This is a genomic window from Kitasatospora sp. NPDC001175 (assembly GCF_053598215.1).
Map to the genome: position 1 here is coordinate 26,654 of NZ_JBSFJU010000033.1, position 21,002 is coordinate 47,655.

Genomic DNA, 21,002 nt, shown 5'->3' on the forward strand with positions numbered 1-21,002 from the left:
CGTGTGCTCCGTGTGGGGGAGCACACAGGCGGAAGAGACCTCCGGCAGTGACGTGTTTGACTCGCCTACTCGCCGGAGGACTCAGAAATGGACGTTTCCGTGGGCCTCTGGGCCGGCACCATCGGTGTGCTGATCGCCCTGATCGTGGCCGACTTCTTCATCGGCGGCCGGAAGCCGCACGAGGTCTCCGTCAAGGAGGCCGGAACCTGGACGGTGGTCTGGGTCGCCCTGGCGCTGCTGTTCGGCGGTTTTCTGTGGTGGCACTCGGGTGCGCAGTCCGCCGGTGAGTTCTTCGCCGGATACATCACCGAGAAGTCGCTCAGCGTGGACAACCTGTTCGTGTTCATTCTGATCATGAGCAAGTTCGCGGTGCCGCGGATCTACCAGCAGCGCGTACTGATGGTCGGCGTGATCATCGCGCTCGTCCTGCGGGCGGTCTTCATCGCCGGCGGCGCCGCCCTGGTCACCACCTTCTCCTGGGTCTTCTACCTCTTCGGCGCCTTCCTGGTCTGGACGGCCTGGAAGCTGGTCAAGGAAGCCCGCGCCGACCAGGAGGACGAGGAGTACGAGGAGAACCGCCTGCTCAAGTCGATCGAGCGGCGCTTCCCGTCGACGGACGGGTACCACGGCACCGCGCTCTTCGTCCGGGAGAACGGTCGGCGGCTGATGACGCCGATGCTGATCGTGATGCTCGCCATCGGCACCACCGACCTGCTCTTCGCGCTGGACTCGATCCCGGCGATCTTCGGCCTGACCCAGGACCCGTACATCGTCTTCACCGCCAACGCCTTCGCGTTGATGGGCCTGCGGCAGCTGTACTTCCTGATCGGCGGCCTGCTGAAGAAGCTGGTCCACCTCTCGTACGGGCTGTCGGTGATCCTCGGGTTCATCGGGGTGAAGCTGGTGCTGCACGCGCTGCACGAGAGCGGTGTCCACGTACCGGAGATCGGCATCCCGCTCTCGCTGGGCTTCATCGTGCTGGTCCTCGCGGTGACCACGGCCACCAGCCTGCTCTCCTCCCGGAAGGCGGCGTCGGCCGAGCGGTCCGAGCGGGCCGGGCGGCACGAGCGCACAGGCGTCTGACCGGGCCCGGCCCGGCCCGAACGAACGGGTCCGCCCCGACTTCCACCCGGAGTGTCGGGGCGGCCCCGTTCCGCCGCTGCGGCCCGCCGGGCTACCAGCCGCGCTCGCGCCACTCGTCGAGGTGCGGGCGCTCGGCGCCGAGGGTGGTGTCGTTGCCGTGGCCGGGGTAGACCCAGGTCTCGTCCGGGAGGACGTCGAAGATCTTCTCCTTGACGTCACGGAACAGGCTGGCGAACCGGGCCGGGTCCTTCTGGGTGTTGCCGACCCCGCCCGGGAAGAGGCAGTCCCCCGTGAACACGTGCGGGTGGCCCTGCGGGTCGTCGTACACCAGCACGATCGCGCCGGGGGTGTGGCCCACCAGGTGGCGCACCCGCAGCTCGACCTGGCCGACCCGCAGCACGTCCCCGTCGTCCAGCAGCACGTCGGTGGGCACCGGGATGCCCGGCGCGTCGATCCGGCCGGCCGCCGTCCGGGCGCCGGTGGCGGAGACCACGTCGGCGAGCGCGCCCCAGTGGTCGTGGTGCTGGTGGGTGGTGACCACGGTGGCCAGCTGCTCGCCGACCGACTCCAGCAGCACCGGCGCCTGCGCCGCGGCGTCGATCAGCAACTGCTCGTCGGTGGCCCGGCAGCGCAGCAGGTACGCGTTGTTCTCGAACGGGCCGACCGCGATCTTGGTGATCATCAGATGGGCGAGCTCCCGCACGTCCGGCGGGCCGCCGACCTTCACCGCTCCGTGGTACGTCATCGCGTCGCTGCTCCTCGTCGATTCGGTCCCGGGCACTCGCGCCGAGCACCCGTCCTGCCGCTCATCTGCATCATGGCCTGCTCAGCCCAGCGGCGGAAGCTCCGGCAGGGCGCGGGCGGCGCCCGGCACCGGCTGGCCGCCCCGGTGGACCCGGAGGTCGTCTCCGGCCGAGCGGCCGGAGACCCAGGCGGTGATCCGCCGGACCGGGCCCTCGATGGTCAGGCCGGCCGCCGCGCCGACGGGGCCGAGCTGCGCCCGGGTACCGCTGTCTTCGGCCACCAGTAGCACCGCCGGGACCGACTCCACGCCGAACTGCCCCGCCAGCCGGAGCAGTTCGGCGACGGCGAAGTCCTCGGGCCAGTGCTCGGGGGTGTAGCCGGCGGCGAGGTCGACATGGTGGTACTCCACCTCCTGGCGGCGCTTGGCGAGCAACTGCCGGGCCGGGAAGACCGCGCCGCTGCGGTGCCGGACCGGGGCGCTCCAGTCGGCCTCGGACATCCTGGCGGCGGCCGCGGTGAACCGCTCGCCGCTGGCCCGGAGGTCGGCGAGCTGCTCGGCCAGCGGGCGGGGTGCGCCGGTGCGGATGCCCTCCTCGCGGGCCGTCTCGCTGGCGTACTGGGGGATGTCCCGGCCGGTCCGGGCGCCCTCCAGCAGGTTTACCAGGGAGTCCGCGTTCCGGGCCAGGTGGGCCAGCACATGGCCGCGGCTCCAGTCGGGCAGCGCGGACGGCTCGTCGACGCGGGCGGGGTCGAGCTCGGCGACGGTGCGCAGTAGGCGCTCGGTGGACTCCGCGACGGTCTGCAGCGCGGTGGCGACGGTCTCGGCTTCGGCCATGGGTTCCTCCAGTGCGGTGCCGGTTTCGAGCGTTGCCCGGACGGGTGTCTGCTCGTTGACGCGGGTGACGCTACCGGCCCACCTGGGTGCTGGGCAGGGGGTTTCCGCAGGCGGGGGAAGGGTGGAGCCGGAGGCTCATCACTCGTTCGGGTGATCTCGGCTGGACAGGCTCGATAATCGAACGCATGAGCTATAGGCTGACATGCGGCAAGCTGGAAGAAATCACTCGATTGCTCGCTTGACTATGGAGCCGGTCCCACGCCGGCCGGCTGCGCAGTCGTCGAAGCCATCTCCCTTGGGAAAGGCGCCAGAAGCAGTGGCAGACCGCCTCATCGTCCGCGGTGCTCGCGAGCACAACCTCAAGAACGTCTCGCTGGACCTGCCGCGGGACTCCCTGATCGTGTTCACCGGCCTCTCCGGGTCCGGCAAGTCTTCGCTGGCCTTCGACACGATCTTCGCCGAGGGCCAGCGGCGGTACGTGGAGTCGCTGTCCTCGTACGCCCGCCAGTTCCTCGGCCAGATGGACAAGCCCGACGTGGACTTCATCGAGGGCCTCTCCCCGGCGGTCTCGATCGACCAGAAGTCCACCAACCGCAACCCGCGTTCGACGGTCGGCACCATCACCGAGGTCTACGACTACCTGCGCCTGCTGTTCGCCCGGATCGGCAAGCCGCACTGCCCGCACTGCGCCCGCCCGATCGCCAAGCAGTCCCCGCAGGCCATCGTCGACCGGGTGCTCGAACTCGCCGAGGGAACCCGGTTCCAGGTGCTCAGCCCGGTGGTGCGCGAGCGCAAGGGCGAGTTCGTCGATCTCTTCGCCGACCTCCAGTCCAAGGGCTACGCCCGCGCCCGGGTGGACGGCACCACGGTGCAGCTGACCGAGCCGCCGGCGCTGAAGAAGCAGGAGAAGCACACCATCGAGGTGGTCATCGACCGCCTCACCGTCAAGGAGAGCGCCAAGCGCCGCCTGACGGACTCGATCGAGACGGCGCTGGGGCTGGCCGGCGGCATGGTGGTGCTCGACTTCGTCGACCTCCCAGAGGACGACCCGGAGCGCGAGCGGATGTTCTCCGAGCACCTCTACTGCCCCTATGACGACGTCTCCTTCGAGGAGCTGGAGCCGCGCTCCTTCTCCTTCAACTCCCCCTTCGGCGCCTGCCCGGAGTGCTCGGGCCTGGGCAACCGGATGGAGGTCGACCCCGAGCTGGTCATCCCCGACCCGGAGCGCTCGCTGGACGACGGCGCGATCCACCCCTGGTCCCAGGGCCACACCAAGGAGTACTTCCAGCGCCTGGTCGACGCGCTCGCCGGTGAGCTGGGCTTCCGCACCGACATCCCCTGGGCCGGGCTGCCCGCCCGCGCCCGCAAGGCGCTGCTGCACGGGCACAGGACGCAGATCGAGGTCCGCTACCGCAACCGCTACGGGCGCGACCGCTCCTACACCACCTCCTTCGAGGGTGCGATCCCGTTCGTGACCCGCCGCCACTCCGAGGCGGAGAGCGACAGCAGCCGTGAGCGCTTCGAGGGGTACATGCGCGAGGTGCCCTGCCCGGCCTGCGGGGGCTCCCGGCTCAAGCCGGTGATCCTCTCGGTCACCGTCGAGGGCAAGTCGATCGCCGACGTCTCCGCGATGTCGATCAGCGACTGCGCCGAGTTCCTCGGCGCGCTGAAGCTCACCGCGCGGGACAAGCAGATCGCCGAGCGGGTGCTCAAGGAGGTCAACGAGCGCCTGCGCTTCCTGGTCGACGTCGGCCTGGACTACCTCTCGCTCAACCGTGCGGCGGGCACCCTGTCCGGCGGTGAGGCCCAGCGCATCCGGCTCGCCACCCAGATCGGCTCCGGCCTGGTCGGTGTGCTGTACGTGCTGGACGAGCCGTCCATCGGTCTGCACCAGCGGGACAACCACCGGCTGATCGAGACCCTGGTCCGGCTGCGCGACATCGGCAACACCCTGATCGTGGTCGAGCACGACGAGGACACCATCAAGACCGCTGACTGGGTGGTCGACATCGGCCCCGGCGCCGGTGAGCACGGCGGCAAGGTGGTGCACTCCGGCTCCCTGAAGGAACTGCTGGTCAACGACGACTCGATGACCGGCCAGTACCTGGCGGGCAAGCGCTCCATCCCGATCCCGGCCGCGCGCCGGGCCCGGGACAAGAAGCGCCAGCTCACCGTGCACGGCGCGCGCGAGCACAACCTGCGGGACGTCACGGTCGGCTTCCCGCTCGGCACCTTCACCGCGATCACCGGTGTCTCCGGCTCGGGCAAGTCCACCCTGGTCAACGACATCCTCTACACCCACCTCGCCCGCGAGCTGAACGGCGCGCGCAGCGTCCCCGGCCGGCACACCCGGATCACCGGCACCGACCTGGTGGACAAGGTGGTGCACGTCGACCAGTCGCCGATCGGCCGCACCCCGCGCTCCAACCCGGCGACGTACACGGGTGTCTTCGACCACGTCCGCAAGCTCTTCGCGGAGACCCAGGAGGCGAAGGTCCGGGGCTACCTGCCCGGTCGCTTCTCCTTCAACGTCAAGGGCGGCCGCTGCGAGAACTGCTCCGGTGACGGCACCATCAAGATCGAGATGAACTTCCTGCCGGACGTCTACGTCCCCTGCGAGGTCTGCCACGGCGCCCGCTACAACCGGGAGACGCTGGAGGTCCACTACAAGGGCAAGTCCATCGCCGAGGTGCTGGACATGCCGATCGAGGAGGCGCTGCACTTCTTCGAGGCCGTCCCGGCGATCGCCCGCCACCTGAGGACGCTCAACGACGTCGGCCTCGGCTACGTCCGGCTCGGGCAGTCCGCGCCGACGCTGTCGGGCGGCGAGGCGCAGCGCGTGAAGCTCGCCTCCGAGCTGCAGAAGCGTTCCACCGGGCGGACGGTCTACGTGCTGGACGAGCCCACCACCGGTCTGCACTTCGAGGACATCAGCAAGCTGATCAAGGTTCTCGACGGCCTGGTGGCGAAGGGCAACACGGTGATCGTCATCGAGCACAACCTCGATGTGATCAAGACGGCCGACTGGATCGTGGACATGGGTCCCGAGGGCGGCAGCGGCGGCGGAACCGTGGTCGCCGAGGGCACGCCCGAGGAGATCGCCGCGGTCACCGCCAGCCACACCGGGAAGTTCCTCCGCGACATCCTCGACAACGGCCAGGTCGACGCCCCGGCGCCGGCCAGGAAGGCCGCCCGGAAGCGGGCCGTCGCGAAGAAGTAGGCGCCGGGGGCGGTTACCCGGGGGCGCGTGCGTAGGCCAATGCGCCCCCGCAGCGGCCTCCGCGCGGTCGGGTGCTCCCGGCCGCCCCCGGGTGTGCACGCTCGGGGCAGTCGGGAGCAGCGCGGGGGCGCGCGGCCGGCCACCCGGCTCGGCCCCGGCCGGTCCGGGGTTCGAAGACTGCGGGCATAGACTGCGGCCGGTCCTGCCTGTAGCCCGCGCACCCGAGGGAGACGTCACCGATGTCCGAGGCCTCCGAGAGCCCCACCACCGCCCTGCCCGAGACCTCCCGCCGGACGCTGCTGTGCGGCGCGAGCGCCGTCCTGGCCGTCGGCGGTGCCGTCGCGGTCAGCGGATGCGCCTCGTCGTCCTCCACGGGCGGGGCGGGAAACTCCTCCGAGGCGGGCGGCTCCTCGACCAAGAGTGCCTCCCAGCCGGCCGGGCCGGTGGACGTCGGCCCGGCTTCGGGCGTCCCGGTCGGCGGCGGCACGGTCTACCGCGAGAAGAAGATCGTGGTGACCCAGCCGACCGCCGGCCAGTACAAGGCGTTCAGTGCCGTGTGCACCCACGCGGGCTGCGTCGTGGACAAGGTCGCCGACGGCCAGATCCAGTGCCCGTGCCACGGCAGCCGCTTCGCCATCGCGGACGGTGCCGTCCAGGACGGTCCGGCGCCGAGGCCGCTGCCCGAGTACAAGGTGGCGGTGCAGGGCGGCAATCTGGAGGTCACGCCGGCCTGAGCGGCAGGTCCCGTACAACACCGGTCACACCGGCCGGTGTTCGGGACGGCCCCGGAGTGTCGGTGGGGGTCGGTACGGTAGAGCCATGGCCGACCCCTCCACGTACCGCCCGGCGCCGGGCGCGATCCCGACTTCGCCCGGTGTCTACAGGTTCCGCGACGCGCACGGGCGGGTCATCTACGTCGGCAAGGCCAAGAGCCTGCGGCAGCGCCTCTCCTCGTACTTCCAGGATCTCGCCGGTCTGCATCCGCGGACGGCGACCATGGTCACCACCGCCGCCTCGGTGGAGTGGACGGTGGTCGCCACCGAGGTCGAGGCCCTACAGCTGGAGTACTCCTGGATCAAGGAGTTCGACCCCCGGTTCAACGTCAAGTACCGCGACGACAAGAGCTACCCGGAGCTCGCGGTCACCGTGGGCGAGGAGTTCCCCCGGGTCCAGGTGATGCGCGGCGCGCACAAGAAGGGCGTGCGCTACTTCGGTCCGTACGGGCACGCCTGGGCGATCCGCGAAACGGTCGACCTGATGCTGCGGGTCTTCCCGGTCCGTACCTGTTCCAACGGTGTGTTCAAGCGCGCCCAGCAGGTCGGCCGGCCCTGCCTGCTCGGGTACATCGGCAAGTGCTCCGCCCCCTGCGTGGGGAAGATCTCCCAGGCCGACCACGCCGAACTCGCCGAGGAGTTCTGCGACTTCATGGCCGGCCGCACCGGCGGTCACCTGCGCCGGCTGGAGCAGCAGATGCAGGAGGCCGCCGTCGCGATGGAGTACGAGCGCGCGGCCCGGCTGCGCGACGACATCGCCGCCCTCAGGCGCGCGATGGAGAAGAACGCGGTGGTCCTCGGCGACGGCACCGACGCCGACCTGTTCGCCCTCGCCGAGGACGAGTTGGAGGCCGCGGTGCAGATCTTCCACGTCCGCGGCGGCCGGGTGCGCGGCCAGCGCGGCTGGGTCACCGACAAGGTCGAGGACGTCGACACCGCCGCCCTGGTCGAGCACGCGCTGCAGCAGCTGTACGGCGGCGGCACCGAGTCCGTCCCGCGCGAGGTGCTGGTCCCCGAGCTGCCCCGGCCGCTGGAGCCGGTCCAGGAGTGGCTGAGCGGCCTGCGCGCCACCCAGACCGCCAAGGGGGGCCAGGTGGACCTCAGGGTCCCGCAACGCGGCGACAAGAAGGACCTGATGACCACGGTCCAGCGCAACGCCCAGCAGGCGTTGGTCCTGCACAAGACCAAGCGCGCCTCCGACCTGACCACCCGCAGCCGGGCCCTCCAGGAGATCGCCGACGCCCTGGAGTTGGACTCCGTCCCGCTGCGCATCGAGTGCTTCGACATCTCGCACCTGCAAGGTGACGACGTGGTCGCCTCGATGGTGGTCTTCGAGGACGGCCTGGCCCGCAAGAGCGAGTACCGGCGGTTCCAGATCAGGGGGTTCGCGGGTCAGGACGACGTCCGCTCGATGCACGAGGTGATCGGCCGCCGCTTCCGCCGCTACCTCCAGGAGCGCGAGCAGACCGGCGAGTGGGCCGTCCCGGAGGCGGACGACGAGCCGGCCGCCTCCGGCCCGATCGACCCGGAGACCGGTCGCCCCAGGCGGTTCGCCTACCCGCCGCAGCTCGTCGTGGTCGACGGCGGGCAGCCCCAGGTCGCCGCCGCCAAGCGGGCGTTGGACGAGCTGGGCATCGACGACGTCGCACTCTGCGGGCTGGCCAAGCGCCTTGAGGAGGTCTGGCTGCCCGGCGAGGACGACCCGGTGGTGCTGCCGCGCAGCAGCGAGGGCCTGTACCTGCTGCAGCGGGTCCGCGACGAGGCACACCGCTTCGCCATCACCTACCAACGCAGCAAGCGCGCCAAGCGGTTCACGGCGGGGGAACTGGACTCCGTCGCCGGTCTCGGCGAGACTCGCCGCAAGGCGTTGCTCAAGCACTTCGGCTCGTTGAGGAAACTGCGCGCGGCCACCGTGGACGAACTCTGCGAGGTCCCGGGCATCGGCAGGCGGACGGCGGAAACTGTTGCCGCAGCGTTGGCCTCCCGTACACCGGCCGCACCTGCGGTGAATACCGCGACCGGCGAGATCATTGAAGACGACGCATCGCAGGAGACGCCTTGACGGCCGACGCCGCCCGTCAGTCCCCAGGCTCCGGTTCACCTTTCAGGGTGATACGGGAATGCCCGGGCGACGCCAGAGGCGTTCTCCCCAGCAGAACCACCGAAAGCGGGGAACCGAAGTGACAATGTCCGACCATGGGGGCACCTCCCGGCCGGAGGCTGGGGGAGACAGCGCCCCGGAACTGGTGATCATCTCCGGCATGTCCGGAGCCGGCCGCAGCACGGCCGCCAAGTGCCTGGAAGACTTGGGCTGGTTCGTCGTGGACAACCTCCCTCCGGCGCTCATCCCGACCATGGTCGACCTCGGCGCCCGGTCCCAGGGCGCGGTACCCCGGATCGGCGTCGTGGTGGACGTCCGGGGCCGGAAGTTCTTCGACGACCTGCTGACCTCCCTGGACGAGCTGGAGAAGCGCGGCGTCCGACTCCGGGTGGTCTTCCTGGAGTCCTCCGACGACGCCCTGGTGCGCCGCTTCGAGTCGGTCCGCCGTCCGCACCCGCTGCAGGGCGACGGCCGGATCGTGGACGGCATCAGCCAGGAGCGCGAGCTGCTGCGCGACCTGCGCGGCGAGGCCGATCTGGTGATCGACACCTCCAACCTCAACGTCCACCAGCTGCGCGCCAAGATGGACGCGCAGTTCAGCGACCACGACGAGCCCGAGCTGCGGGCCACCGTGATGTCGTTCGGCTTCAAGTACGGCCTGCCGGTCGACGCGGACCTGGTGGTGGACTGCCGCTTCCTGCCCAACCCGCACTGGGTGCCGGAGCTGAGAGCCCGTACCGGCACCGACAGCGACGTCGCGGACTACGTCTTCCAGCAGCCCGGCGCCGACGAGTTCCTGAACGGTTACGCCGAGTTGCTCAAGATCGTGACCGAGGGGTACCGCAGGGAGGGCAAGCGCTACATGACCCTTGCCGTAGGCTGCACCGGTGGCAAGCATCGCAGTGTCGCCATGTCCGAGCGGTTGACAAAGCGTCTGATCGCGGACGGCGTCGAAACGGTGCTGGTCCACCGCGACATGGGCAGGGAGTAGAGCCTGCGGGAGTGACGACACCGCCCCGCCGGCCGCTCACCGGGGTATGAAACAGGAACGTGGGGTCGGTGTGACGGGATACTCGCCAGTACGGCAGCTCCAGCACAAATCTGCCGACCGGCGAGAACAGGCGGGACCCAGGCCCCGGCCCGGAGCGCCCAGAATCACCGCGCTGGGCGGCGGCCAGGGCCTGTCCGCCTCGCTCTCGGCACTGCGCCGGCTGACCACCGAGCTGACCGCCGTGGTCACGGTCGCCGACGACGGCGGCTCCAGCGGACGGCTGCGCAGCGAGCTGGGGGTGCTGCCGCCCGGCGACCTGCGCAAGGCGCTGGCGGCGCTCTGCGGCGACGACGACTGGGGCCGCACCTGGTCCGAGGTGATCCAGCAGCGCTTCACCGGCGACGGAGAGCTCGGCGGGCACGCGGTCGGCAACCTGCTGATCGTCGCGCTCTGGGAGAAGCTCGGCGACCCGGTGGAGGCGCTCAACTGGGTCGGCCGGCTGCTCAACGTGCAGGGCCGGGTGCTGCCGATGTCGGCCGTCCCGCTGGACATCGAGGCCGAAGTGCGCGGTCACGACCCGGCCCGCCCGGACGAGGTCAGCTCGGTACGCGGCCAGGCCGACGTGGCGGCCACCCCGGGCACGGTCCAGTCGATCCGACTGCTGCCCGAGGAGCCTCCGGCGGTACCCGAGGCGGTCACGGCCGTGCTGGAGGCGGACTGGGTGGTGCTGGGCCCCGGGTCCTGGTTCACCAGCGTGCTGCCGCACCTACTGGTCCCCGAGCTGGCCAAGGCGCTCGCCGAGACCCGGGCCCGCCGCCTGCTGACCCTCAACCTGGCCCCGCAGCCCGGTGAGACCGAGGGCTTCACCCCGCAGCGCCATCTGGAGGTCATCGCGGACCACGCTCCGGACCTCGCCGTGGATGCGATCCTGGTGGACGAGCAGGCGGTCACCGGTGGCGCCTTCGGCGTGGCCGACCTGGACGGGCTGCAGAAGGCCGCCGAGCGGATGGGCGCCGCCCTGGTGCTCGGCCGGGTGGCCAGGACCGACGGGACGCCGCGACACGACCCGGAGCTCTTGGCGGCTGCGTACGACCGGATTTTCCGGACACATGGAAGGATCGGCCCATGGCGATGACGGCAGCGGTGAAGGACGAAATCAGCCGGCTCCCCGTCACCCGGGCCTGCTGCCGCAAGGCGGAGGTCTCGGCGATCCTGCGATTCGCGGGCGGTCTGCACATTGTGAGCGGCCGGATCGTGATCGAGGCGGAGCTGGACACCGGCATGGCGGCGCGGCGGCTGCGCAAGGACCTGCTGGAGATCTTCGGACACTCCTCGGACCTGGTGGTGATGGCCCCCGGTGGCCTGCGACGCGGCAGCCGGTTCGTGGTGCGGGTGGTGAAGGACGGTGAGCTGCTGGCCCGGCAGACCGGGCTGGTGGACGGGCGCGGACGGCCGATCCGGGGGCTGCCCCCGGCGGTGGTCTCCGGGGCGACCTGCGACGCGGAGGCGGCCTGGCGCGGGGCCTTCCTGGCCCACGGTTCGCTGACCGAGCCGGGCAGGTCCTCCTCGTTGGAGATCACCTGCCCGGGGTCCGAGGCGGCGCTGGCGTTGGTCGGCGCGGCCCGGCGGCTCGGCATCCCGGCAAAGGCCCGCGAGGTGCGCGGGGTGGACCGGGTGGTGATCCGGGACGGCGACGCGATCGGCGCGCTGCTGACCAGGCTGGGCGCACACGAGTCGGTGCTGGCCTGGGAGGAGCGCCGGATGCGCCGCGAGGTGCGGGCCACCGCCAACCGGCTGGCCAACTTCGACGACGCCAACCTGCGCCGCTCGGCCCGCGCGGCGGTCGCGGCCGGCGCCCGGGTGGCCCGTGCGCTGGAGATCCTCGGCGACGAGGTGCCCGAGCACCTGGCCGCCGCCGGCCAGCTGCGGATGCAGCACAAGCAGGCTTCGCTGGAGGAACTGGGCGCGCTGGCCGATCCGCCGCTGACCAAGGACGCGGTGGCCGGCCGGATCCGCCGGCTGCTGGCGATGGCCGACAAGCGCGCCGCCGAGCTGGGACTGCCCAGCACCGAGGCCAATCTCACCGACGAAATGGCGCTCAACTAGGGCTGCCCCGTGGGTCATTACCGCGGAACGGGTTGACAGACAGGGGCGCGGGGAATAGTGCGAGACCAGGGGCACCCGGTGGGGGCCGCGGATCTCGCGCTGTTCCCCGTGCCCCTGCGACCGTGCTCCGCCCCAGCGGCGGAGAGGCGATGTGCCCAGGCGACCCCCGGAGAGGTAGGGTCGTGGGTGGTCGGGGACATCCCAAAATTCCACCCCGTCGGCAATAGGGCCGGCGTACCCCGTCGGCAATCGGGCCGGCGTACCTAATAAGGAGATCGGTTCGTGACGATCCGGGTAGGCATCAACGGATTCGGCCGCATCGGCCGCAACTTCTTCCGTGCGGTCAAGGCCCAGGGCGCGGACATCGAGATCGTCGGTGTCAACGACCTGACCGACACGAAGACCCTGGCGCACCTCCTCAAGTACGACACCACCCTCGGCACCTTCCCGGGCGAGGTCTCGCACACCGCGGACAGCATCACCGTCGACGGCAAGACCTTCAAGGTCACCGCCGAGCGCGACCCGGCCAATCTGCCCTGGGGCGAGCTGGGTGCCGACATCGTCGTCGAGTCCACCGGTATCTTCACCAAGGCCGAGGCGGCCAAGAAGCACGTCGCCGCCGGCGCCAAGAAGGTCATCATCTCGGCGCCCGCCACCGACGAGGACGTCACCATCGTCATGGGCGTCAACGACGACAAGTACGACGCCGCCAACCACACGATCATCTCCAACGCCTCCTGCACCACCAACTGCGTGGCGCCGATGGCGAAGGTGCTGAACGAGAGCTTCGGCATCGTCAAGGGCCTGATGACCACGGTCCACGCGTTCACGAACGACCAGGTCACCCTGGACTTCCCGCACAAGGACCTGCGTCGCGCCCGTGCCGCCTCGCAGAACATCATCCCGACCTCGACCGGTGCGGCCAAGGCCACCGCCCTGGTCCTGCCGGAGCTCAAGGGCAAGCTGGACGGCACCTCGCTGCGCGTCCCGGTCCCGACCGGCTCGATCACCGACCTGGTCGTCACCCTCGAGCGCGACGTCACCAAGGACGAGGTCAACGCCGCCTTCCAGAAGGCCGCCGAGGGTGCCCTCAAGGGTGTCCTGGCCTACACCGAGGACCCGATCGTCTCCTCGGACATCGTCAACAACCCGGCCTCCTGCATCTTCGACGCCCAGCTCACCATGGTCCAGGGCAACCAGGTCAAGGTGCTCGGCTGGTACGACAACGAGTGGGGTTACTCCAACCGCCTCGTCAACCTGACCACCCTCGTCGGCGGCCAGCTCTGACCTGCGGGAGCTGACGTGACGTAAGGGGCAGGGCCCGGAAGGCGGTTGCGCCTCCCGGGCCCTTCCCCTGCCTCGTTGAACGCCTGTCGCGAGCGCTCCTGCCCCGCGCTCGCGGGCACCTCACTCCCTCGCGGCGGCACGGTGCCGTGCCGCCGCCAGGCGCCACCTTCTCCCCGGGAGACCGAAGTTGAAGACCATCGAAGACCTCGACGTCGCCGGCAAGCGCGTCTTCGTCCGCGCCGACCTGAACGTCCCGCTGGACGGCAGCACGATCACCGACGACGGTCGGATCCGCGCCGTCGCGCCGACCATCGCCAAGCTGGCCGCAGCTGGTGCGAAGGTCGTCGTCGCCTCCCACCTCGGCCGCCCCAAGGGTGCCCCGGACCCGCAGTTCTCCCTCGCACCGGCGGCGAAGCGCCTCGGCGAGATCCTCGGCAAGCCGGTCGCCTTCGCCACCGACACCGTGGGCGAGAGCGCCGAGGCCGTCGTCGCCGCGCTGGCCGGTGGCGAGGTCGCGCTGCTGGAGAACCTGCGCTTCAACGCCGGTGAGACCAGCAAGGACGACGCCGAGCGTGCTGCCTTCGCCGAGCAGCTGGCCGCCCTGGCCGACCTGTACGTCGGCGACGGTTTCGGCGCCGTGCACCGCAAGCACGCCTCGGTCTACGACCTGCCGAAGCTCCTGCCGCACGCCGCCGGCGACCTGATCGCCACCGAGGTCGGCGTGCTCAAGAAGCTCACCGAGGACGTTGCGCGCCCGTACGTCGTCGTGCTCGGCGGCGCCAAGGTGTCCGACAAGCTCGGAGTGATCGACAACCTGCTGAAGAAGGCAGACCGAATCCTGATCGGCGGCGGCATGGCGTACACCTTCCTCGCGGCCAAGGGCCATGAGGTCGGCATCTCCCTGCTGCAGGAGGACCAGAAGGGCAAGTGCCTGGAGTACCTGGCGGAGGCCGAGAAGCGGGGCGTCGAGTTCGTCCTGCCGGTCGACGTCCTGGTCTCCGCGGACTTCCCGGACCTCAAGACCAAGGCCCCGGCGACCTACGAGGTCGTCGCCTCGGACGCGATCCCGGCCGACAAGGAGGGCCTGGACATCGGCCCGAAGACCCGTGAGCTGTACGCGGCGAAGCTGGTCGACGCCGGGACGGTGTTCTGGAACGGCCCGATGGGCGTTTTCGAGCACCCGGACTTCGCGAACGGCACCAAGGCCGTCGCGCAGGCTCTGACCGACAGCAAGGCGTTCACCGTGGTCGGTGGCGGCGACTCCGCCGCGGCCGTCCGCATCCTGGGCTTCGACGAGACGAAGTTCGGGCACATTTCGACCGGCGGTGGCGCGAGCCTCGAGTACCTGGAGGGCAAGACCCTTCCCGGTCTCGCCGCCCTGGAAGGCTGAAAGCATGACTGAGCGTCTCCCGCTGATGGCGGGCAACTGGAAGATGAACCTCAACCACCTCGAGGCCATCCAGCACACCCAGAAGCTGGCCTTCGCGCTGGCCGACAAGGACTACGACGCCGTCGAGGTCGCCGTCCTGGTGCCGTTCACCGACCTGCGTTCGGTGCAGACCCTGGTCGACGGCGACAAGCTGAAGATCAAGTACGGCTCGCAGGACATCTCGCGGTACGACTCCGGTGCCTACACCGGTGAGGTCTCCGGCCCGATGCTGGCCAAGCTCAAGTGCACCTACGCGGTGATCGGACACTCGGAGCGCCGCGAGTACCACGGCGAGAACGAGGAGATCGTCAACGCCAAGGTCAAGGCCGCCTACCGGGCCGGGATCACCCCGATCCTGTGCATCGGCGAGCCGCTGGAGATCCGCAGGGCCGGCACCCACGTCGAGTACACCCTGGCGCAGCTGGACGGCGCGCTGAAGGACATCCCGGCGTTCGAGGCCGAGCAGATCGTCGTCGCGTACGAGCCGGTCTGGGCGATCGGCACCGGCGAGGTGGCGACCCCCGAGGACGCCCAGGAGGTCTGCGCGGCGATCCGCGCCCGCCTGGCCGAGCTGTACGACGCCGAGCTGGCCGGCAAGGTCCGCATCCTGTACGGCGGTTCGATGAAGGCGGGCAACGTTGCCGGTCTGATGGCCAAGCCGGACATCGACGGCGGTCTGATCGGCGGCGCCTCGCTGGACGCCGGCGAGTTCGTCAAGATCGTGCGCTACCGGGAGCAGGCAGTAGGCTAACGCCGCCGCAGCAACGTAGGCTTTGGGGTCGGACCGCTTTCGGGCGGCCCGGCCCCTTCGCCGAAGATACGAGAGAGTTGGTCCCCGCCGTGGTTCTCGGGTTCTCGATTGCCCTGATCGTCTTCAGTGTGCTGATGATCCTCCTGGTGCTGCTGCACAAGGGGAAGGGCGGCGGTCTGTCCGACATGTTCGGTGGTGGCGCGATGTCGGCCGGCGGCGGTTCCGCGGTGGCCGAGCGCAACCTCGACCGCATCACCATCATCGTGGGCCTCGGCTGGTTCGCCTGCATCGTGGTGCTCGGCCTGCTGCTCAAGTACAAGGGCTGATTCCGCCGCCCCGAGTACGCCGGGGATCTGACGACACGTCTCCTGGGCGCTTATCCTGAAGTGCGCCCGGAGGCGGTGGTGGCAGATCCTTAACTCCCGCTTACACTGGGACGACTTCGCCACCGTCCGCAGATGGCGGCGGGCGGCAGTGGATACCCAGGGAGTCAGACCGTGGCAAGTGGCAATGCCATCCGTGGCAGCAGAGTAGGCGCCGGCCCGATGGGCGAGGCGGAGCGCGGCGAGTCCGCCCCCCGCAACCGGATCTCCTTCTGGTGCGCCAACAAGCACGAGACGCGCCCCAGCTTCGCGGCCGAGGCCGCGATCCCGGAGACCTGGGACTGCCCGCGCTGCGGCTTCCCGGCCGGACAGGACGAGCACAACCCGCCGGCGCCCTCGCGCAACGAGCCGTACAAGACCCACCTCGCGTACGTCCGTGAGCGCCGCACCGACGCGGACGGCGAGGCCATCCTGGCCGAGGCCCTCGCCAAGCTGCGCGGCGAGATCTGAGCAGGGCCACCTGAAAGGGCGGCACCGGAAGAACTCCGGTGCCGCCCTTCGGCGTTGCCGGGACTTGGCGGAGATCCAGGTTCCCCGGCGGGGGTTGCGGCATAGCACTGCGGCCCGGCCCCGAACGGATCGGAGCCGGGCCGCAGTGTGACCCTGCCTGATGTGGCCCGCCGTCAGGCCAGGGCCCCGCCCCCAGCCTTCGGCCGGGAGGTACCCCCCGCCCGATGGCGGGCTAGGAGGGCGGGTAGAGCCCAGCGGGGATCTTCGAGGCCGCCGCGCGGTCGAGGAGCCACAGGGTGCGGCTGAGGCCGCGGGCGCCCGAGGCCGGGGCCTGGATCTCACCGGGGCCGGTGAGGGCCATGGCGACGGCATCGGCCTTGTCCTCGCCCGCCGCGAGCAGCCAGACCTCGCGGGCCGCCCGGATGGCCGGGAGGGTGAGCGAGATCCGGATGGGCGGCGGCTTGGGGGAGCCGTGCACGGCGACCACGGTCAGCTCGGTCTCCCTGACGCCCGGGTGCTCGGGGAAGAGCGAGGCGACATGGGTGTCCGGGCCGACGCCGAGCAGCAGCACGTCGAAGGCCGGAACGCCGGCGTGCTCGCCGGGGCCGGCCGCCCGGGCCAGCTCCTGGGCGTAGCGGGCGGCGGCGGCCTCCACGTCGGAGCCGAACTCCCCGTCCGAGGCGGGCATCTCGTGCACCCGCGCCGGGTCGAGCGGGACGGAGCCGAGCAGCTCCGCCCGCGCCTGGACGGCGTTGCGCTCCGGGTCGTCGGACGCGAGGTAGCGCTCGTCGCCCCACCAGAGGTCCAGCCGGGCCCAGTCCACCGCGTCGCGCGCCGGGGAGGCGGCGATCGCGGCGAGCAGGGCGTTGCCGTTGCGCCCGCCCGTGAGCACCACCGAGGCGGTGCCACGGGCGGCCTGGGCGTCCACGATCCGGGTGATCAGCCGGGCGGCGGTCGCCTGGGCCATCAGCTCCTTGTCGCGGTGGACGACCAGCTGCGGGGTGCTGGCAGCCGTCACGACGAGGTCCGCTTCCGGGAGGCGGTCTTCTTCGTGGCAGCCTTCTCGGCCTGCTCGCCGGCCGGCTCACCGTCCGCGGCCGGCTGCGGGTCGGCAGCGGCGTCCGCGGAGGCGTCCGTGGTGGCGGGGGCGTCCGCGGAGGCGTCCGTGGCGGACTCGGCGGTGGCGGGCTCGTTCAGCCGCTCCACCGGGGTGCGGACGGCGCTCGCGTAGATGTCGTCCGGGTCGAGGCGGCGCAGCTCCTCGGCGATCAGCTCCGAGGTCTCCCGGCGCTTGAGGGCGACCTGGCGGTCCGGCGATCCGGGCATGGAGAGGGTGCCCATCAGGCCGTCCGGGCGGTCAAGGACGATCGCGCCGTCCTTGGTGCGCAGGGTCACCGAGGTGATCCCGGGACCCGCGGTGACCACCCGCTCGACCGGGACGCGCAGCCGGTTCATCAGCCACAGCCCGAGCAGCTCGACGCTCGGGTTGTAGGACTCGCCCTCGACCACGGCGGAGGTGATCTGCGCCGGACGCTGGTCCAGGGCGGCGGCCAGCATGGAGCGCCAGCCGGTGATCCGGGTCCAGGCCAGGTCGGTGTCGCCGGGGGTGTAGCTCTCGGCCCGCTGGGCGAGCTGGCCGACCGGCGACTCGGCGGTGACCGCGTCGGTGATCCGGCGCTGGGCGAGCGCGCCCAGCGGGTCCTGCGCGGGGTGCAGCGGCGCGTTTTCCGGCCACCAGACCACCACGGGGGCGTCGGGGAGCAGCAGCGGCAGCACCACCGACTGGGCGTGCGAGGCGAGTTCGCCGTGCATCCGCAGGATGACGGTCTCACCCGAACCCGCGTCCGAGCCGACCAGGATCTCGGCGTCCAGCCGGGTCTCGGCGCGGGCCCGGGGCGAGCGCCCCGCGCGCTTGATCACCGCGAGGGTGCGGCTGGGGTGCTCGCGCGAGGCGTCGTTGGCCGCCTTGAGCGCGTCGTAGGCGCTGCCCTCGTCGGTGACGATGACGAGGGTGAGCACCATCCCGCCGGCGGCGTTCCCGCCCGCCCGGCGGGCGTTCATCAGCGCCGCGTTGATCTTGCTGGAAGTGGTGTTGGTCAGGTCGATCTTCATGGCCGACGCCAGCTCCTGCCGTCTCGTGCGAGCATCTCGTCCGCCTCGGCCGGTCCCCAGGTCCCGGCCGGGTACTGGGCGGGCTTGCCGTGGCTGTCCCAGTACTTCTCGATCGGGTCGAGGATCTGCCAGGAGAGCTCGACCTCCTGGTGACGCGGGAACAGGTTGGCGTCACCGAGCAGGACGTCCAGGATGAGCCGCTCGTACGCCTCCGGGCTGGACTCGGTGAAGGACTCGCCGTACTGGAAGTCCATGGTGACGTCCCGCACCTCGAACGAGGTGCCCGGCACCTTGGAGCCGAACCGCACGGTCACGCCCTCGTCCGGCTGCACCCTGATGACCAGGGCGTTCTGCCCCAGCTCCTCGGTGGCGTAGGCGTCGAAGGGCAGGTACGGGGCGCGCTTGAAGACCACCGCGATCTCGGTGACCCGGCGGCCGAGCCGCTTGCCGGTGCGCAGGTAGAACGGGACGCCCGCCCAGCGCCGGTTGTTGATCTCCAGCTTGATCGCCGCGTAGGTGTCGGTGGTGGACTCGGGGTTGATGCCGTCCTCGTCCAGGTAGCCGGGCACCTCCTCGCCGCCCTGCCAGCCGGTCGTGTACTGGCCGCGCACGGTGTGGCCGCCCAGATCGGCCGGGAGCTTGACCGCGCTCAGCACCTTGAGCTTCTCGGCGACCAGCGCCTTCGGGTGGAAGGACGCGGGCTCCTCGATGGCGGTGAGCGCCATCAGCTGGAGCAGGTGGTTCTGGATGACGTCACGGGCCGCGCCGATGCCGTCGTAGTAGCCGGCGCGCCCGCCGATGCCGATGTCCTCGGCCATGGTGATCTGTACGTGGTCCACGTAGGACCGGTTCCAGATCGGCTCGAACATCGTGTTGGCGAAGCGCAGCGCCAGGATGTTCTGGACGGTCTCCTTGCCCAGGTAGTGGTCGATCCGGAAGACCTCGTCCCGCGGGAAGACCTCGTGGACGATCCGGTTCAGCTCCTGGGCGCTCGCCAGGTCGTGGCCGAACGGCTTCTCGATCACCGCACGGCGCCAGGAGCCGTGCGGCGGGTCGGCCAGCCCGTGCTTCTTCAGCTGCTGGACCACGATCGGGAAGGCGCTCGGCGGGACCGACAGGTAGAAGGCGAAGTTGCCGCCGGTGCCCTGGGCCGCGTCCAGGTCCTGGATCGTCTTGCGCAGGTGCTCGAAGGCCTCGTCGTCGTCGAAGGAGCCCTGGATGAAGCGCATGCCCTTGGCGAGCTGCTGCCAGACCTCCTCCCGGAACGGGGTCCGGGAGTGCTGCTTGACGGCGTCGTGGACCTCCTTCGCGAAGTCCTCGTCCTCCCACTCGCGGCGGGCGAAGCCGACGAGCGAGAAGCCCGGCGGCAGCAGACCGCGGTTGGCGAGGTCGTAGATGGCCGGCATCAGCTTCTTGCGCGACAGGTCGCCGGTGACACCGAAGATGACCAGGCCCGACGGCCCCGCGATGCGCGGGAGCCGTCGGTCTGCGGGGTCCCGCAGGGGGTTCGAGGACGGGAGCGGGGGTTCGCCCTGCTCGACCTCGGGATAGTCAGTGCTCACGGGAGTGGCTCCGCTTTCGGTGGATGTGAGCGGGTGAGATCACTTCTCGGTGGCGAGGCCGGCCAGGGAGGCGGTGACGGTGTCGAGCAGCTCGTTCCAGGACTGCTCGAACTTCTCGACGCCCTCGTCCTCCAGCACCTGGACGACATCCTCGTAGTCGACACCGGCGGCGGCGATGGCCTCCATCACGGCCTTGGCGTCGTCGTAGTTGGTGGTGATGGTGTCACCGGTGACCACACCGTGGTCGTCGGTGGCGTCCAGGGTGGCCTCGGGCATGGTGTTCACGGTGCCGGGGGCGACCAGCTCGGTGACGTACAGGGTGTCCGGCAGGGAGGGGTCCTTGACACCGGTGGAGGCCCACAGCGGACGCTGCGCGTTGGCACCGGCGGCCTCCAGGGCCTTCCAGCGGTCGGACGAGAAGACCTCCTCGTAGGCCTGGTAGGCGAGGCGGGCGTTGGCCAGGGCGGCCTTGGAGCGGAGCTGCTTGGCCTCGCCACCGACCTTGTCCAGGCGCTTGTCGATCTCGGTGTCCACGCGGGAGACGAAGAACGAGGCGACCGACTCGATCTGCGAGAGGTCCAGACCGGCGGCCTTGGCCCGCTCCAGACCGGTCAGGTAGGCGTCCATCACCGCGCGGTAGCGCTCCAGGGAGAAGATCAGCGTGACGTTGACGCTGATGCCCTTGGCGAGCACGGCCGAGATGGCGGGCAGACCGGCCTTGGTGGCGGGGATCTTGATGAACACGTTCGGGCGGTCCACCAGCCACCACAGCTGCTTGGCCTCGGCCACGGTGGCCTCGGTCTGGTGGGCCAGGCGCGGGTCGACCTCGATGGAGACCCGGCCGTCACGGCCGTTGGAGGCGTCGTAGACCGGGCGCAGCACGTCGGCCGCGTCGCGCACGTCCGAGGTGGTGATCATGCGGACGGCCTCGTCGGTGGTGACCTTGCGGACCGCCAGGTCCTTCAGCTGGCCCTGGTAGGCCGCGCTGCCGCCGCCGATGGCCTTCTGGAAGATGGTCGGGTTGGTGGTGACACCCACCACGTGCTTGCTCTGCACCAGTTCGGCCAGGTTCCCGCTGTTCAGCCGGTCACGGCTGAGGTCGTCCAGCCAGATCGCCACGCCTTCGTCGCTGAGGCGCTTCAGTGCGTCAGTCATGGTGCTTCATCCTCTTCTTC

Annotated in this window: 18 protein-coding genes; 12 read left to right on the forward strand and 6 right to left on the reverse strand. The window is 70.6% G+C overall.

The features are described from left to right. The first annotated feature begins 87 nt into the window (after window positions 1-87). Entirely contained in the window at window positions 88-1,083 is a 996-nt protein-coding gene (locus ACWDAK_RS23070) for a TerC family protein (RefSeq protein WP_344635205.1), read from the forward strand. A gap of 91 nt (window positions 1,084-1,174) precedes the next feature. Here the strand turns inward: ACWDAK_RS23070 and ACWDAK_RS23075 are convergent, their stop codons facing one another. Together ACWDAK_RS23075 and ACWDAK_RS23080 are read right to left on the reverse strand one after the other, a co-directional pair. Further along, window positions 1,175-1,828: an MBL fold metallo-hydrolase gene (locus ACWDAK_RS23075; protein WP_427394593.1), complete on the reverse strand. Its 654-nt coding sequence runs from the start codon at window positions 1,826-1,828 to the stop codon at window positions 1,175-1,177. Window positions 1,829-1,909: 81 nt separating this feature from the next. Next, on the reverse strand, window positions 1,910-2,662 hold the full coding sequence (locus ACWDAK_RS23080) for a maleylpyruvate isomerase family mycothiol-dependent enzyme (RefSeq protein ID WP_344635207.1): 753 nt from the start codon (window positions 2,660-2,662) through the stop codon (window positions 1,910-1,912). Between the two features lie 316 nt (window positions 2,663-2,978). Between ACWDAK_RS23080 and uvrA the strand changes: the two genes are divergently transcribed. From uvrA to ACWDAK_RS23135, 11 genes are all read left to right on the forward strand, one after another. Beyond that, window positions 2,979-5,882 carry an excinuclease ABC subunit UvrA gene (uvrA, locus tag ACWDAK_RS23085; RefSeq protein ID WP_427394592.1) on the forward strand — a complete coding sequence of 968 codons (2,904 nt, stop codon included), beginning with the start codon at window positions 2,979-2,981 and terminating at the stop codon, window positions 5,880-5,882. Between the two features lie 239 nt (window positions 5,883-6,121). Next, window positions 6,122-6,616 carry a Rieske (2Fe-2S) protein gene (locus ACWDAK_RS23090; RefSeq protein WP_344635209.1) on the forward strand — a complete coding sequence of 165 codons (495 nt, stop codon included), beginning with the start codon at window positions 6,122-6,124 and terminating at the stop codon, window positions 6,614-6,616. Window positions 6,617-6,701: 85 nt separating this feature from the next. Then, window positions 6,702-8,717: an excinuclease ABC subunit UvrC gene (uvrC, locus tag ACWDAK_RS23095; protein WP_344635210.1), complete on the forward strand. Its 2,016-nt coding sequence runs from the start codon at window positions 6,702-6,704 to the stop codon at window positions 8,715-8,717. 124 nt (window positions 8,718-8,841) lie between these two features. Next, window positions 8,842-9,747 (forward strand): RNase adapter RapZ, encoded by a 906-nt coding sequence (gene rapZ / locus ACWDAK_RS23100; RefSeq protein WP_344635211.1) that lies wholly within the window; start codon window positions 8,842-8,844, stop codon window positions 9,745-9,747. Between the two features lie 70 nt (window positions 9,748-9,817). Further along, window positions 9,818-10,882 (forward strand): gluconeogenesis factor YvcK family protein, encoded by a 1,065-nt coding sequence (locus ACWDAK_RS23105; protein ID WP_449806493.1) that lies wholly within the window; start codon window positions 9,818-9,820, stop codon window positions 10,880-10,882. After that, a complete protein-coding gene (whiA, locus tag ACWDAK_RS23110) occupies window positions 10,873-11,853 on the forward strand; it encodes a DNA-binding protein WhiA (protein WP_344635213.1) in 981 nt (326 codons plus the stop codon). Before ACWDAK_RS23105 ends, whiA begins: the two co-directional genes overlap by 10 nt. A gap of 282 nt (window positions 11,854-12,135) precedes the next feature. Next, the gene (gene gap / locus ACWDAK_RS23115) at window positions 12,136-13,140 is read left to right on the forward strand and encodes a type I glyceraldehyde-3-phosphate dehydrogenase (RefSeq protein WP_344635214.1); all 1,005 of its coding nucleotides are present in this window, start codon (window positions 12,136-12,138) and stop codon (window positions 13,138-13,140) included. Between the two features lie 187 nt (window positions 13,141-13,327). Continuing rightward, window positions 13,328-14,530: a phosphoglycerate kinase gene (locus ACWDAK_RS23120; protein ID WP_344635215.1), complete on the forward strand. Its 1,203-nt coding sequence runs from the start codon at window positions 13,328-13,330 to the stop codon at window positions 14,528-14,530. 4 nt (window positions 14,531-14,534) lie between these two features. Then, window positions 14,535-15,320 (forward strand): triose-phosphate isomerase, encoded by a 786-nt coding sequence (gene tpiA / locus ACWDAK_RS23125; protein ID WP_344635216.1) that lies wholly within the window; start codon window positions 14,535-14,537, stop codon window positions 15,318-15,320. A gap of 89 nt (window positions 15,321-15,409) precedes the next feature. After that, the gene (gene secG, locus ACWDAK_RS23130; protein ID WP_344635420.1) at window positions 15,410-15,646 is read left to right on the forward strand and encodes a preprotein translocase subunit SecG; all 237 of its coding nucleotides are present in this window, start codon (window positions 15,410-15,412) and stop codon (window positions 15,644-15,646) included. Between the two features lie 171 nt (window positions 15,647-15,817). After that, complete coding sequence (locus tag ACWDAK_RS23135; protein WP_344635217.1) at window positions 15,818-16,153, forward strand: RNA polymerase-binding protein RbpA; 336 nt, start codon at window positions 15,818-15,820, stop codon at window positions 16,151-16,153. A 232-nt stretch (window positions 16,154-16,385) separates the two neighbouring features. Here the strand turns inward: ACWDAK_RS23135 and pgl are convergent, their stop codons facing one another. The 4 genes from pgl to tal are packed head-to-tail and all read right to left on the reverse strand — an operon-like array spanning window position 16,386 to window position 20,982. After that, a complete protein-coding gene (gene pgl / locus ACWDAK_RS23140) occupies window positions 16,386-17,171 on the reverse strand; it encodes a 6-phosphogluconolactonase (protein ID WP_344635218.1) in 786 nt (261 codons plus the stop codon). Beyond that, entirely contained in the window at window positions 17,168-18,265 is a 1,098-nt protein-coding gene (gene opcA / locus ACWDAK_RS23145) for a glucose-6-phosphate dehydrogenase assembly protein OpcA (RefSeq protein ID WP_427394591.1), read from the reverse strand. The genes pgl and opcA overlap by 4 nt, the downstream gene beginning before the upstream one ends. Then, window positions 18,262-19,827, reverse strand: coding sequence for a glucose-6-phosphate dehydrogenase (gene zwf / locus ACWDAK_RS23150; RefSeq protein ID WP_427394590.1), 1,566 nt, complete (start codon window positions 19,825-19,827; stop codon window positions 18,262-18,264). The genes opcA and zwf overlap by 4 nt, the downstream gene beginning before the upstream one ends. 39 nt (window positions 19,828-19,866) lie before the next feature. Continuing rightward, on the reverse strand, window positions 19,867-20,982 hold the full coding sequence (gene tal / locus ACWDAK_RS23155) for a transaldolase (protein ID WP_344635221.1): 1,116 nt from the start codon (window positions 20,980-20,982) through the stop codon (window positions 19,867-19,869). Window positions 20,983-21,002 lie beyond the last annotated feature (20 nt).